Source organism: Stenotrophomonas daejeonensis (genome assembly GCF_001431505.1).
GTDB classification, from domain to species: Bacteria; Pseudomonadota; Gammaproteobacteria; order Xanthomonadales; family Xanthomonadaceae; genus Stenotrophomonas; species Stenotrophomonas daejeonensis.
Genome location: NZ_LDJP01000009.1, coordinates 1 through 14,214 on the forward strand (window position 1 = coordinate 1; position 14,214 = coordinate 14,214).

Sequence of the window (14,214 nt, forward strand, 5' to 3'; positions counted from 1 at the left end):
TTTTGTGGGCTCGGAGATGTTTATCAGAGAGTCAGTGGTTCGAGTCCAACTTCGGGCGCCAAAACATCAAGGGCTTGCGATTATTCGCAAGCCCTTTTTCGTTCTCCGGGAATCATGCGGCCCGGTGATGTCTGCAGGACCCATGCCAGATTCGCGGGACAGGAAATTCTGCCCCGCGAGCCGGGACGGCTACCAACACTCGGCGACAGTGCCCGAGCCGCTCTTGGTGCGCACGCCCTGGGCATTCAGGGTCAAAGTCCCGCAACTTGAATCCGGCTGGCTGCTGGTGGGCACGGCACGAATCGTGTAGCTGCGTGCAGCCACTGCCCCATCGAAACCCACGGCATAGAACTTGGTCAGATTGGCCTCGCACGAGGGAGCGGCCGCCCCCACATAGGTGAGGTTGGTCGTGTAATGGCGCTCCATGAGCTGTGCATGCTGTTGCAGGCATGCCTCCACCGCGGCACGCCGGGATTTGATGACGTGCCGCTGGTAGCTGGGATAGGCAATCGAGGCCAGGACCGCGATGATGACCACCACGATCATTATCTCGATCAAGGTAAAGCCTGCCTGCCCGCCTTTCCGCTGCATATGATTGATCGACCTCATGCGATTCAGCCTCCCCTCTTGATTTCGCGCCAGGAGACCCGGCCCATGTTGCGGACGTCGTCATATGGCACACATACCACCTGGCCGTTGGAGCCCGTCACGCACATCATGCCGGGGGTATTGCCGGAACCATCACTGCCATCACCGGACATCAGGTTCGGCAAGGTGGACATGCCCACCCCCAGGTCCACGGAGCCGATGGCCACCTTCTGCCCATCGGGGGTAGTCAACACGTCGTCGGCAAAGCTTCCATCCTTGTTGGTATCGAGGAACGGCGCGCTGAGGCTGGTGCCGGTAAATGCATCAAGTGCATTGATGTAACCCCTGCCATCCGACTGGCAGGCGCTGGCCGTTGGAATGACACTGCTGGTCACCAGTACCGTCTGCTTCCCGCCTCCCAGCAATTGGGCATTGCTCACGATACGCTCGCCTTCGGTCAGATTGCTTGGCGGAGTCAGCAGATCCAGGTACCAGCCCTTGGATGACGCCGGTAGTTCGGAGTTGCTTTCGAAAGCGCGCACCGGTTTGCCGTCGTAGGTGCCGGACACCATCACGCTGCGCTGGGTCAGGTTGGCGTTGGCGCCACTGCGCACCAGCGTGCTGCCATCGTCAACGAAACCATACATGCTCTGCACATCCTTGTTTTCCATGTCACCAGAAGTCATCAGGCGACCGGTACCGAAAAACAGCCAGGTTTTGTAGGTAGTCGGATGCATGGCCAGGATCAGCCCACCGGTGATTGGCTGGCGCACCACCGTGCCATTGGACGCGGTATAGGTTGCCGAGAAGATGGGTTGATTGCTGTTGGCGACACCCCAGGCCGCAGGCGCCGCCGCGCTCAGGTCGAACTTCCATACATTGCCCAGCATGTCACCGGCATAGATGTAGTCCAGCGTACCGTTCCCGTCCGCATCCCAGCCGGAGGGGGCGGAAAGACCATTGGAATCGGCATCGTCCAGCACGGCCGATCCCCTGCCGGTGTCGATCTTCTTGAGCAACGCACCGGTGTCCAGGTTGTAGATGAGCAGCACGGCATGGCCATTGCTGCTGTTGAGGCCATTGCTGACAACCAATGCGGTAGTGCCGTCGTTGAGCTTGGCGATGATCGGCGGGCTTTGCACCAGGCCCATGTCGGCATCCGTGGCCCCCACCTCCCACTTGAACCCGGGACTCGATGGCGTGGTGACATCCAGGGCAAACATTCCCTTGCCCCCTTTGCCCAGCGCACCGACCAGAACATTCTTGCCCGGCGTCTGCGCCTTGGTCGACACGACAATCGGCCCATCGACGAAATAGCGATGGGTGTAATCCGGACGGCTCAAGGTACCCAGGCCACTCCAATCGATACCGTTCGGGATGAAGCCAAACAGTTCGGCACCGGTTTCGGCATTGAAAGCATGCAACATGCCGTCATTGGCTCCCACGTACAACGTCTTGGTGTCTGCCACATAGGCCGGCGAGGAGCCCACCACGTCCCCCAGCAGGTGGTTGCGATTACGCAACGTACCGCCTTCCTTGACCTCCAGGGTACGCGTGCCCGCCAGATAGGCGGCATTGTCCGCTCCCGTCACCGGATAATTGCTGGCACCGCCGGTACGCGTCAATGCGGCAAGTTGCGTGGACGTGGCCGAGCCGGGAAATGCCAGCAACTGCGTGCCATCGCTGGTGAACAGCTTGCGGTTGGTGGTGGGGATTTGCTGCGATGCGCGCCACGATGGCGTACTGCCTGCACCGGCACTGGTTACCGGATAGGCCGCCACTTCACCCGTCCAGACACCGGAAACATAACTGGCCTGGAACAGGCTCGAACCGGTGGAAAGCGCGGCCGAATTTGCACTGATGTTGGAGAACGACCCGGTCCGCTCGGTAATCACCGCCAGCGCCGACGTCAGGCCGGCAACGAAAGCTTCCGGATCAGCAGCCGAAACGAAGTCACCATGCCCATTGACCGCCGCATGCAACAGGTCATCGATGCGGTCACTGTCCTCCTTGTCCATCGGATTCGGCCATTTGTTGAAATTGGCCGGCACCGCCGCCACCGAACTATAGCCGGTGGTACCGGCCAAACCCAGCGATATGCCAAAGGTCACCATGTGCTGCCAGAATGCGGGATTCCGCTCGCTCGCAGGCACATTGTTTTCCAGATCATCGCGCAAATCACTTTTCCAATAACGCATGGCCACATCTGCCAGGGTATTGGAATCGCTACCGGCATACGGGGCGCTCGGCTGGTAGGTGTAACTGCCATTCGGCCCGGTGATGGTGGAACCGCTGCTGTTGTCCTGCTCACCGATATTGATGTCGAGATTGTTCCAGTAGCCATCGGTGGTCAGGATGGTGAAGTTCTGCCGGCACGACAATTGATCACTGACCACGCCAGGGCCATAGGGGCCGGTGGTCGCGTTGGAAGAAAAATACTTGCCGGCATCATCGAGTGCCTTGTGCAGGGGAGTGCCGTTGTAGCCGATGGTGCCATACAGGCGCTGGTACCAGCGTGTACGGTTGTTGTTGTCACCATTGGCTCCCTTGGGGTCATCGAACAACCCTTCATTGCTTCCAACGGGAATCGGCACCGACTGGGTCGGCCAGTTGCCGCTGGTCGTCGCACCATTGCGTCCCCAGATGGTGCGGAAGCCAACGCGCACGTTGCTTCCCAACTCGTTGAATGCATAGCCGGCCCCTGCCTTGGCCGACTTCATGCGCGTGCGGTGGTAGGAAAACCAGATCGCATAATTGGCCCGCTCTTCCGCTTCGCTGCGACCGGTTGGCGTGGCGTACTCGCAACTCCCCCAAGCCGTTGCACCCGTGCCACATCCCCGGTTGGCCAAACCAGTCGTGCGCGTACCATAGCTCGAACGCACGATCCGGCCATCGGTATGGATCTGGTAGCGATAGACCTGGTTCTGGTTGGTCACACTGGTGGTGCCGGCATTGATCGGCACATAGAAGGTCTGGGTACCGCCGCAGACCTGGGTACCGCTGTTGCCGGTCATTTCACCGGAGGTTTCGTTGTTGTTCTTGTTGTACCTCCGGCAACTGCTGCCATTGGCGAGATCGATGGTATTGCCCGAGGCAAGATTGAAATCACCATAGACCGCGTTGTAGCTGGTGCCCCCGGTCATTTGCGTACCATCGGCATTGAGCCAGGGGGTATAGGTGCGGTTGGGGTTGTAATAGACCGTATTGTTCACGTAGGTCTGATTGCTCCAGGCACTGGCGTTGTCCGACGGCATGCCGTCGAACGCCATCGAGCCGGAATCATCGATGATGAACAGGACGTTTGGCGGCACCCGCGCGCCGGTGGTCAAGGGCTCGGTCGGCAGGGTAATACCGGCGTTTGCCGGTGACACCATCAGCGTGATGCCAAAGGCCGCCAGCATGGGCAAAGCACGCTGGACCCCACGACGACGCGACGCGGACGATGAATTTTGGGATGGAGGCATGCGCATGGCAGGTTTCCTCACTGGACGTTGTAGGTGGTCTGGAGCAGCACGGCAGAACGACCGTCGTCATCCGAAATGGCGGTGATGCGGAAACGCGGGGCCAGGCACAAGGGATCGACCGGCACATTGCGGTCGCAGGCCGGCCAGGTCGGGGTCATGCCCATGTATTCGACGATGTATCTCGCGCTCGGCATCGGGGTATTGCTGTCGGCAAGATCGTTGGCTGCACTGCGCCAGCCGTTGAAACCGCTGTCCAGCCATCGATCCGCAGCCGTGGGGTCCGGCAGGCTGCACACGCCATCGCTGCAACCACTGGAAGGTACCGCGGCAACCGCCGTTGCCCTGGCAAGGGCTTCACCTTGCCGCAACGCCGACTCGACGGCCTGGAAACCGAGGCTGCGGTCATAGAGGTTGGCGGTCATGCGCTCCTCCATCGTGGTCCCCCGCAGCACCGCCAGGCCCATCACCGTCATCAACAGCAGCAGGATCAGCACGACGAGCAACGAGGCACCCTGCTGTCGCCTGAGGAAACGAATGGTATTCATGGATTGCGGTTCCGCAGACTGACGACGTGGATCAACTGGCGCTGGATGGTTTGGCCATTGGGACCAACGCGGTCATTGCCAACCAGGGTAAGGGTGATGCGCGCAGAAGTGATATTGCCCCAGTTCCCCCCTATCGCTGCGGCGCTCTGATAGGTGCTCTGGCCATCGACCAGATACAGGACACTCAGGTTGGACACGCCCTCGGCCACTTCCTGTGCCGCAACAGTGCCATTGGCAGTAGCCACCTGCTGGTACAACGAAGGCCCATTGCCGCCATTGCCTATGAACCAACGCGAGGCACGCAGCCGGGTCAGCATCGATACCGATTCACTGCCTGCCGTGGCGGCGGGGCTGTAATCGAACTTGTCGCCACTGACGTTGAGGTTGATGGTGGAGTTGCCGGGCGTGCCGGTGGCCGCATGTTGAATATTGCTGCCGCTGGCCGACGACACCTGGAAGATGGAGGCCTGCTTGCCGTTGCAGACAAGGGCCAGGTCACCGGCAGCAATACCATGGTCGCTGCTGTTGACGGTAAAGGTTGCCCCCGCGACATTGTGCGCGCTGATGGTAACCACGTTGTCATCGGCACTGAACAACTGCAGGGCCTCGGTACCTGCGACCCGCTGGCCGGTACCGGTGCCGGTGGTCAATCCAGCCGCCGTCTCGCCGGTGCCATAACCCCGGAAAGCATCTGCCCAGGAATTGATGTTGCTCCACCAGTTGCCACCGGAGTTGTTGAGCACGTTGGCAATGGGCAGGTTGTTGACGCAGGGGTTGCCGGCGGCCTCACGCAAATCACGTGACATCAACTCGAAGGCGACGCGCGTTCCCTCCTGCAACCGCCCCACGCCCTCGGTGGCGCGATAGACCTGCCGGTTGGAAAGGAAAATGCCAACGGCGGCTCCCACTACCAGCAAGCCTATCAACATGGAAACCATCAATTCGATCAGGCTGAAGCCCGCCTGCGGACGCGCACGCTTGCGCCGGATGCTCTTGGCCGTCATAGCTGCACCTTGGTACGGAAGATTCTTGCCGTATCACCAGCCACCCTTTGCCCGGCAGCCGCGTCGGTGGCATGGCTTTCATCCCAGCGCAGGCCGATTTCACAGACGCCCGTGGCCGCATTGCAGGTGATGCTGCCGCAGCCCGACGTATTGTCCGAGGCATCCAGACCCAGTGCGGTCCGCCAGCCATTGATCCAGGCGGTAGTGTCGGCAGCAGCAAGCGAACCCGTACCCGGACCGGTACAGATGAAATCACCGGTATTGTATGCACCGGCCAACGCCGCATCACGATTGGCACGCATGGCCTCAAGCGCCGCATAGGCCGAGATGACCGCCTGACTACGTTCCAACGACCCTTGGCTGTTGCGCAGCGCTACTGTCTGCATGGCGGCAATGCCCAGTAATCCGATGGCCATTACCAATACCGCGATCATGACTTCGATGAGGCTCATGCCCCGCCCATTTACCGGGCGGCGGTACAGCCTGCGCCTGCGAAAATTCTGTTTCACCTGAACCACCTCGTTCAGCCGTTATGGACAGGCGCCTGACGCCTGCTGGATGGACACCCGGGAGCCGCTGGCCAGTTGCACCACCCGTTGGTTGTCGGGTGGGCGAGTCGTGTCGATGCAGACCGTGACATTCGCCGTGGCCAGCAAGCCGCTGCCGTCACGGGCCAGCCCATCGGCACTGAAGGTGACGTCGTCCACATCCGCACTGATCGCCGCCTTGCCATTGCCCGAGAACTGCCTGAGAACCTCGTTGTTCCGGGCAGCCAACACGATGGACCGGGACCAGTCGCTGCCGGAGCAGGCGGCACCATCGGCAGACGGGCACAGGGTCACCCGGCCATTCAGGCGCACCGCCTCGGAACGCGCATATTGGATGACCGCCACCAATTCATTGGCCTGGGAAGTCAAACGGTCGCGATTGATGAGTGCGGAAAAATTGGGCACGGCAATGGCCATCAGGATGGCCAGTACCGCCACGGTCACCATCAGCTCCAGCAAAGTGAAGCCGCGCGCCCGCCCGGCGCCGCCTTTCATCCCCAGCATGGCATTCCCCATCCACCGTTTCGATCGCTGTACGCTAATGAAATCCCTGACGCAATCGCCAGCACATGCCGACAGGCGGCAGCATTCCAGCCACCAACGGCCCACATACCTCATGCCCCTGCCCATCGACGCCCGCACGATTGAGCGCACGCGCCTTCCTCTGGAAGTGTTGTGGCAGCCATCCAGCCTCATTTCCATCGTGCTGGCCGGCGAGTTGCTGGCGGTGATTCTGGCGCTCGCCCCCGGCATTGGGGGAAGCCGTTGGGTGCACTTCGGCCTGACCTCCCTGTTGATCCAGTGGATCAGCCTGCTGACCCTGGGTGTACTTGCCGTGCTGCGCCATTCACTGGGCAAGCTACGTCCACTGGGCGTGGCCTATTTCACGCTTGCCACCCTGCTGGTGACCACCAGCGGCGTGTGCTCGCTGGTATGGCTGCTGCTGCACCAGCAACTGATGTTGCCTCATGAAGCCTGGCGCGCCCTGTGGCTCCAGTTCAGCGGCATTGCCTTGGCCGTAGGCTTGATCGGCGTGACGATCTTCCGCAATTACTGGAATGCGCGACAACTGGCCATACAGGCCAAGCAGGCGGAGCTGGAGGCACTGCAGGCGCGCATCCACCCCCACTTCCTGTTCAATACGCTGAACACTGGCGCCGCGCTGGTACACGAGCAACCGGAAAAGGCCGAGCAGTTGCTGCTGGACCTGGCCGACCTGTTCCGCGCCGCACTGGCGGGACCCAGCCTGATTCCCCTGCATGAAGAGCTGCTGCTGGCACGTCGCCATGCCGAGATCGAGCAGCTCCGCTTCGGCCCGCGCATGCGTGTCGAATGGGCATTGCCGGAGGCGCTGCCCGACCTGCCGGTACCCATGCTGTCGATCCAGCCGCTGGTCGAGAACGCCATCCATCACGGCGTGGAACCCTCCACCACAAGCTGCCTGCTGCGTATCGCCGTGGAATCCGATGCCACCCAGGTGCAGGTCAGCGTGAGCAATGACCTACCCCCCTCCCCCACATCCATGCGTGCCGGGCATGGCGTGGGCCTGCGCGCGGTGCGCGAGCGCGTGGCAGCAATGGGGGGGCGCGTGGAAACATGCGCCGATGATGGGCGATATCAGGCGACCATCACGTTCGTCACTCACCACGAAGCGCGGTAGGAGCGCAGCTTGCTGCGCGATGAAACTTTCCCGGTGAAGCCCATCGCGCAGCAAGCTGCGCTCCTACGGGTTGCCCGTTCCCTCAGGTCACCACCTGGTAACAGGGGCGATACTCGCCGGAAATCTTCATCCGGCGCTGCTCGACAAAGGCGCACAGCAGCCCATCCAGCGCCTGCATCATGTCCGGGTCGCCGTGGATCTTGAACGGGCCGAATTCCTCGATGCGGCGCATGCCATCTTCCTTGACGTTGCCGGCGACGATGCCGGAGAACGCGCGGCGCAGGTCGGCGGCTAGTTCCGGGGCCGGGCGGCCGTGGTGCAGGTCCAGCGCCTCCATTGCCTCGTGGCTGGGCACGAACGGCTGCTGGTAGTCCGCGGGAATATCCACCGACCAGTTGAAGAAGAACGAATCCTTGTGCGCCAGCCGGTACTCGCGCACGCGCTTGATGCCCTGCGTCATCCTGCGCGCCACCGTCACCGGGTCGCCGATGATGATCTCGTAGCGGCTGGCAGCCTGCTCGCCGAGGGTCAGGCGGATGAAGCGGTCGATCTGCTCGAAGTACGGCGCGGCGATGGCCGGGCCGCTGAGGATCAGCGGGAACGGCAGCGCCTTGTTCTCCTCGCGCAGCAGGATGCCCAGCAGGTACAGGATTTCCTCGGCCGTGCCGACGCCACCGGGGAACACGATGATGCCGTGGCCCATGCGCACGAATGCCTCCAGGCGCTTCTCGATGTCCGGCATGATCACCAGGTGGTTGACGATCGGGTTCGGCGACTCGGCGGCGATGATGCCCGGTTCGGTGATGCCGATGTAGCGGGTGTTGGCCTTGCGCTGCTTGGCATGGGCGATGGTGGCGCCCTTCATCGGCCCCTTCATCGCACCCGGGCCGCAGCCGGTGCAGATGTCCAGGCCACGCAGGCCCAGCTCGTAGCCGACCTGCTTGGTGTAGAGGTATTCGTCGCGCGAAATCGAATGCCCGCCCCAGCACACCACGAGGTTCGGTTCGCTGGGCTGCAGGATGCGCGCGTTGCGCAGCACGCCGAACACGGCGTTGGTAATGCCTTCCGAAGTCTCCAGGTCCGAGGCGTATTCCGGGCCCAGCTCGATGGCCATGTAGGCCAGGTCCCGCACCACCGAGAACAGCAGCTCCGAGATACCGCGGATGATCTCGCCATCGACGAAGGCAACCGCCGGCGCATTGCTCAGGTCGATGCGGACGCCGCGGTCCTGCTGGGCGACCTGGATGTCGAAATCCGGGTAGAGGTCGCGCGCGGCACGCGGGTCGTCCGAGGCGCTGCCGCTGGTCAATACCGCCAGCGCGCAACGCCGCAGCAGTTCATGCATACCGCCGCTGGAAGCGTCCCGCAGCCGCGCGACTTCCGCCCGCGACAGCACGTCCAGCCCGCCGCGCGGGTAGATCCGCGCATCCTGTACCGGCAGCGCCCTCGCTGCCGTTTCTTCTTTGCTCTTCATTTCCATGATCGTTTCCGGTTCACAACTGGTCGAATGTAGCGCTGCCCCCATGAAAAGGAAAACGGCCGGGTTGCCCCGGCCGTTTTCAGGTTCAGCGCTGATCCGTCAAGGCATCAGAACTCGTAACGCAGGGTCAGCATGGCCGACCAGCGCGAAACCACGCGGGACGGGTAGCCGGAGTTGTAGTCGTAGTCGACCAGGTTCTGCGGCGCGTTCTTTTCCAGGTTGTACACGTAGGTACCATCCGGATTGACCGCGCTCAGGCCGGCCAGATAACGGGTATCGAAGCCGCCAACGTTCTGGGTGATGCCCCAATCCTTGTTGAGCATGTTCAGGAAGTTGTAGATATCCAGGCGCAGGATCGACTTGTGCTCCCGGAAGAAGCCCGGCAGCTCCTGCTGGATGGCCACGTCGAACTGGTTCACCCACGGATTCCGGGCGCCATTGCGGTTGGCGATGGTGCCGCGGCGGGAGGCCAGGTACGGATCGGCATCGATGCGGGCCTGGAACTTGGCGATTTCCTCGGCGGTGGCGTCACGCGAACCGTTGACGTAGCTGACCTTGGAATCATTCAGCAGCGGGATGTACGCCGGATCCTGGTAGATGCCGTCGCCATTCGGGTCGCCATCGACGATCCAGGTGTACGGCAGGCCGTCATGACCGTTGTAGAAGCCGGTGAAGCTGGTCTTGTAGTTGCCGAAGAACGCATGTTCCCAACCCAGCGACAGCTTGACCGAATTGCGGATTTCGCGGGTGGCGGTGCCGGCGAATTCCTCGTTCGGGTTCAGGCGCGACACGTACTGGTAGCTGGACCAGGCCTGCGAGCTGGTATCCGAGCCCACTTCCGTGGCCTTGGTGTAGGTATAGGACAGGTTGCCGTACCAGCCGTTGGACATCGGCTTGTCCAGCGAGAAGGTCACCGCGGTGGAGGCGCCCTTGTCGGAGTTGGTCAACACGGTCGAGTTGGTGGCGAAACCCGGCTTGGCGCCGCAGTTCTTGGTGTTGCCCGGGGTGCACCAGTAGCTGTCGCGGCCGTCGGCCAGCTGGCCTTGGGCCTCGCCGATGTTCAACGCATTGTAGAACACCGCATCCTTGTTCTTCAGGTACTGGACTTCCACGGTACCCACCAGGCCCCACCACGGCAGTTCCTGGTCATAGCCCAGGCTCACCTTCCACACGGTCGGCAGCTTGAAGTCCGGGTCGATGCTGTCCATCTGGGCGGTGCCCGAGGCGGTTGCATTGTCGGGGAACGGCTGGTCGAACGCATCCGGGCTGAACGGGTATTCCCCGTTGTTCTTGACGCAGTTGCGGATGTCGACGTCGGCCCGCGAGGCGCAGAACGAGGTCGAGGTCATGCCGTTGTTCTGGTACGGGTTGGCCAGCCACACGAACGGCGGGACGCTCTGGAACAGGCCGATGCCGCCCCGCAGCTGCGAGTAACGCTCACCGTCGAAGGTGTAGTTGAACGAGAAGCGCGGCAGCACGACCTTGTTGCTGCTGCCCAGCTTGTAGTTGTTCGGGAAACCGAAGGCTTCCTCGAAGCCCGGCTTCGCCGGCGGCGCGGCATCGGCCTTCGGAATGTTCACGCGCACGCCGTAGGTCATCGACAGATTGTTGTTGACCTGCCAGGTATCCTGCAGGAACGGGCTGATCTGGCTGAACTTGATGGCTGCGGCGGTATCGGCCTCGCTGAACCCGCCGATCGGGCGACGCACGTCGTAGCGGTAGTAGTTGCCGGTACGGAAGTCCTCGATGCTGTCGAACGTGTACACGCCATGCAGGTCGCGGCCGTACAGGTTCAGAGCGTCGGTATCCTGGTAGTCGAAGCCACCCTTGATGGTGTGGTCGCCTGCGTAGTAGGTGCCGAAGATCGAGGCCGTGATCTTCTTGGTCTCGATCGCATTTTCGTGGCGGTTGCGGTCTTCGCCCAGGCGCACGCCGTTGCCGGCGCCGGACGAGCTGCCGGCGAGGCCGACGTTGATGGTCGGCAGGTTCTGCGAGGCACCGGCGATCTGCTCGAACTTCTGGTAGCTGACCTTGGCTTCGGTCGAGAAATTCTCGGTCCAGTCGCTGAACAGCTGCAGCGAGGTGTTCTTGGTGGTGCTGTTCTTCTGGAACCAGCGGCTGGTCAGGATCACCGAGTTGGCATTGCTGTCATACGGCTGCGGCAGCGATTCTTCGGTCTGCTGGTAGGTCAGGCTGGCGCGGTGGTAGTCGCTGATGTTCCAGTCGATCTTGCCCAGGTAACGCTTGGTTTCCAGGTTGACGCCGGCCGCACCGTAGGTACCCGGATCGAAGCCCCAGACGTTCTTGGCGATGTCGATGACTTCGTTGATGTCGGCCTGCGAGACGATCCCGTTGGTGAAGCCGTCCGACGACGCGGCGCCGCCGAAGTTGGTGATCTTCTGCTCTTCGTACGAACCGAAGAAGAACAGGCGGTCCTTCAGGATCGGGCCACCCAGGGTGAAGCCCTTGGTGGTGTCCTTGTCGAAGGCCGAGTAGTCCTTGCCATCGCGCGAACCGACCATGTCCTTGGCGTCCTTGTAGACGTAGTACACCGAACCATGGAATTCGTTGGTGCCCGATTTAGTGACGGCATTGACCGCCGCGCCGACGACGTCCTGCGAGACATCGAAATCGCTGACCTTGATGTCATAGGCGGCAATGGTGTCCACCGAGATCGGCGAACCGGTGTACGGCATGCCGTTGGCGTTCAGGCCGAACGGGTCGCCCTGCGACAGGCCGTCCACGGAGATGCTGTTGTAGCGGTTGTTGACGCCCGCAACCGAGATCGCGCCGGTGGCCTGGTCGGTCACCGTGACGCGCGGATCGAGGCGAGCAACGTCGTCGAGCGAGCGGCTGCCCTTCGGGGCCAGCTCCAGCTTGCGGCCATCGACCGAGGTACCCACGCCCTTGTTGTCCGAGCTGAAGACGTTCGGGACGGCGGCGGCAACCACGGTCACGCCTTCCAGCGAGGTGATGTCGCCTGCCAGCGCCGCATTGACGGTGTTGACCTGGTTCAGCGAAAGGTACACGCCGTCTTCGGTCCTGGTGCCCTCGCCCGGCTTGGTGATGGTGATGGTGTACGGGCCACCCACGCGCAGGCCGCGCGCGTTGTAGCGGCCCGAGGCATCGGTCGTGGCGCGGCTGACCGTGCCCGACTCGGTGTGGGTGATGGTGACTTCGGCACCGGCCACCGGCGAACCGCCGTTGTTGGTGACAAGGCCGCCGACGCCGGCAGAGGTGCTCTGGGCAAAGGCGGGGGCGGCCGCAAGGGCCGCGACAAGACCAAGGGCGAGCTTGGACATCCGGATACGGGGATGATTCATGGGTAGCCTCGATTACGAGTTGGCGATTGGAAAAAAACGCGATCCATCAGCCCCGGGATCAACCGGGCGCCTGATCGGCTTGAATCTGAGGTGCCTTCCGTCAGCGGTTTCGGTCGCAACGGTTAACATCAGATTAACACGTTAGGTGACGAATATGACGGGAGCATGACCGTCTTCCCACGATGCAATAAAAAGCACTTTTCCGAATCAATGACTTACGGCAGCGACGCCAGATAGGTGCCGACACCATCGAGCAGCATCTGCACCGAGATGGCCACCAACAGCATGCCCATCAGCCGCTCCAGCGCGGTCAGCGCACGGGCGCCCAGCAGCTTGTAGAGCAACGTGGCCGACATCAGGATCGCCGCCGTGGCGCCCCAGGCCAGCAGCAGCGCCAGGCTCCATTCGCCCAGCCGGCCCGGCTCGTTGCTGCCCATCAGCATGACCGCGGCCATGCCCGACGGCCCGGCGATCAGCGGGATCGCCATCGGCACGATGAACGGCTCCCCGTCCGGCACCGCGCCCATCAGCCCTTCCGGCCTGGGGAAGATCATGCGGATACCGATCAGGAACAGCACGATGCCGCCGGCGATGGCCACCGACTCCTGGCGCAGGTGCATCGCCTCCAGCGCGTACTTGCCGAACCACAAAAAGCCCATCAGCACCGCCAGCGCGATCAGCAGCTCGCGCACCAGCACCACGCGCTGGCGCCCGGCTGGCAACGGCTTGAGCAGGCTGAGGAACACCGGGATGTTGCCCAGCGGGTCGAGGATCAGGAACAACAGCAGCGCGGCGGAAAGAACGGTCACGCCAGCAGGCCCCGGACCTGCCCACGCCAGGCGGCGCCCCCGGCAGACAGCAACTGCACGCAGGCCTCGGCATAGGTGGCCGGTTCGACCGGCGCGAAGTCGTTCTCGTGGGTATAGGCGCGCGCGCGCAGGTGGGTGCGCATCGGCCCCGGCTGCACGCCACTGACCCGCACCGGGCTGTTGCGCAGTTCATGGTGCAGCGTGTCGATCAGGCCCCGCAGCCCGTGCTGGGCAACGCCATAACCGCCCCAGTAGGCCTGCCCGACCCGTTGCGGGTCGTCGAGGGCGAACACCACGGCCGCGTCCTCGCGCCGGCGCAACAGCGGCAGGCAGGCCTGGGTGAGCCAGGCGCGGGCGGTGAGGTTGACGTGGATGGCGCGGGCGAACGCCGCCGGGTCGCCCAGCTCGAACGGCGTCAGGCCGGCAAAATCGGCGGCGCAGTGCAGCAGGCCGTCCAGCCGGCCGACCTCGCCCTCCAGCCGTTCGGCCAGCGTGGCGTAATCGTCCGGGCCGGCACCTTCCAGATCCAGCGGGTACAGCAGCGGCTCGGGGCCGAGCTGCGCCGCGCTGTCGTAGACGCGGTTGAGCTTGGCGATCTTGCGCCCGAGCAGCACCACCGTGGCGCCGGCGGCAGCGCAGGCACGGGTGGCGGCGGCGCCCAGGCCACCGGCGGCGCCGGTCACCAGCACCACCCGCCCGTCCAGCGCCCCGGCCGGCGGGGCGTCCTGCATCGTCGGCTGCGCGCTCATGCCTGCCCCGCCTCGGCGACGATGCGCTTGAGCTCGCCCGACTC

Annotated in this window: 11 protein-coding genes; 1 reads left to right on the forward strand and 10 read right to left on the reverse strand. The window is 63.1% G+C overall.

Features of this window, described 5'->3' with window-relative positions; genetic code table 11:
• Window positions 1-189 precede the first annotated feature (189 nt).
• The 6 genes from ABB34_RS01520 to ABB34_RS01545 form a co-directional block, all read right to left on the reverse strand.
• The gene (locus ABB34_RS01520) at window positions 190-609 is read right to left on the reverse strand and encodes a type IV pilin protein (protein WP_057639473.1); all 420 of its coding nucleotides are present in this window, start codon (window positions 607-609) and stop codon (window positions 190-192) included.
• Window positions 610-614: 5 nt separating this feature from the next.
• Window positions 615-3,989, reverse strand: coding sequence for a pilus assembly protein (locus ABB34_RS15590; RefSeq protein WP_245625381.1), 3,375 nt, complete (start codon window positions 3,987-3,989; stop codon window positions 615-617).
• 80 nt (window positions 3,990-4,069) lie between these two features.
• Window positions 4,070-4,597 carry a pilus assembly PilX family protein gene (locus tag ABB34_RS01530; protein ID WP_057639474.1) on the reverse strand — a complete coding sequence of 176 codons (528 nt, stop codon included), beginning with the start codon at window positions 4,595-4,597 and terminating at the stop codon, window positions 4,070-4,072.
• On the reverse strand, window positions 4,594-5,601 hold the full coding sequence (locus ABB34_RS01535) for a prepilin-type N-terminal cleavage/methylation domain-containing protein (protein ID WP_057639475.1): 1,008 nt from the start codon (window positions 5,599-5,601) through the stop codon (window positions 4,594-4,596). Before ABB34_RS01535 ends, ABB34_RS01530 begins: the two co-directional genes overlap by 4 nt.
• Window positions 5,598-6,053: a type IV pilus modification protein PilV gene (pilV, locus tag ABB34_RS01540; RefSeq protein WP_057639476.1), complete on the reverse strand. Its 456-nt coding sequence runs from the start codon at window positions 6,051-6,053 to the stop codon at window positions 5,598-5,600. The genes ABB34_RS01535 and pilV overlap by 4 nt, the downstream gene beginning before the upstream one ends.
• Before the next feature lie 78 nt (window positions 6,054-6,131).
• Complete coding sequence (locus tag ABB34_RS01545; protein ID WP_057639483.1) at window positions 6,132-6,653, reverse strand: GspH/FimT family pseudopilin; 522 nt, start codon at window positions 6,651-6,653, stop codon at window positions 6,132-6,134.
• Window positions 6,654-6,765: 112 nt separating this feature from the next.
• Here ABB34_RS01545 and ABB34_RS01550 point away from each other — a divergent pair, with 112 nt between their 5' ends.
• Entirely contained in the window at window positions 6,766-7,809 is a 1,044-nt protein-coding gene (locus tag ABB34_RS01550; RefSeq protein ID WP_057639477.1) for a sensor histidine kinase, read from the forward strand.
• 82 nt (window positions 7,810-7,891) lie between these two features.
• Here ABB34_RS01550 and ppnN read toward each other — a convergent pair whose 3' ends face one another.
• The 4 genes from ppnN to ABB34_RS01570 form a co-directional block, all read right to left on the reverse strand.
• Window positions 7,892-9,283 carry a nucleotide 5'-monophosphate nucleosidase PpnN gene (gene ppnN / locus ABB34_RS01555; protein ID WP_425478913.1) on the reverse strand — a complete coding sequence of 464 codons (1,392 nt, stop codon included), beginning with the start codon at window positions 9,281-9,283 and terminating at the stop codon, window positions 7,892-7,894.
• Between the two features lie 113 nt (window positions 9,284-9,396).
• A complete protein-coding gene (locus ABB34_RS01560) occupies window positions 9,397-12,612 on the reverse strand; it encodes a TonB-dependent receptor (RefSeq protein WP_057639479.1) in 3,216 nt (1,071 codons plus the stop codon).
• A gap of 215 nt (window positions 12,613-12,827) precedes the next feature.
• A complete protein-coding gene (locus ABB34_RS01565) occupies window positions 12,828-13,421 on the reverse strand; it encodes a YhgN family NAAT transporter (RefSeq protein ID WP_057639480.1) in 594 nt (197 codons plus the stop codon).
• On the reverse strand, window positions 13,418-14,170 hold the full coding sequence (locus ABB34_RS01570; protein WP_057639481.1) for an SDR family NAD(P)-dependent oxidoreductase: 753 nt from the start codon (window positions 14,168-14,170) through the stop codon (window positions 13,418-13,420). Before ABB34_RS01570 ends, ABB34_RS01565 begins: the two co-directional genes overlap by 4 nt.
• Between the last annotated feature and the right edge of the window lie 44 nt (window positions 14,171-14,214).

Bases quoted from the DNA above. Each gene is read 5' to 3' on its own strand.
- ABB34_RS15590 (WP_245625381.1), bottom strand. From the start codon at position 3,989: ATGCTGGCGGCCTTTGGCATCACGCTGATGGTGTCACCGGCAAACGCC.
- ABB34_RS01520 (WP_057639473.1), bottom strand. From the start codon at position 609: ATGAGGTCGATCAATCATATGCAGCGGAAAGGCGGGCAGGCAGGCTTT.
- ABB34_RS01545 (WP_057639483.1), bottom strand. From the start codon at position 6,653: ATGCTGGGGATGAAAGGCGGCGCCGGGCGGGCGCGCGGCTTCACTTTG.
- ppnN (WP_425478913.1), bottom strand. From the start codon at position 9,283: ATGAAGAGCAAAGAAGAAACGGCAGCGAGGGCGCTGCCGGTACAGGAT.
- pilV (WP_057639476.1), bottom strand. From the start codon at position 6,053: ATGAGCCTCATCGAAGTCATGATCGCGGTATTGGTAATGGCCATCGGA.
- ABB34_RS01570 (WP_057639481.1), bottom strand. From the start codon at position 14,170: ATGAGCGCGCAGCCGACGATGCAGGACGCCCCGCCGGCCGGGGCGCTG.
- ABB34_RS01535 (WP_057639475.1), bottom strand. From the start codon at position 5,601: ATGACGGCCAAGAGCATCCGGCGCAAGCGTGCGCGTCCGCAGGCGGGC.
- ABB34_RS01550 (WP_057639477.1), top strand. From the start codon at position 6,766: ATGCCCCTGCCCATCGACGCCCGCACGATTGAGCGCACGCGCCTTCCT.
- ABB34_RS01560 (WP_057639479.1), bottom strand. From the start codon at position 12,612: ATGAATCATCCCCGTATCCGGATGTCCAAGCTCGCCCTTGGTCTTGTC.
- ABB34_RS01530 (WP_057639474.1), bottom strand. From the start codon at position 4,597: ATGAATACCATTCGTTTCCTCAGGCGACAGCAGGGTGCCTCGTTGCTC.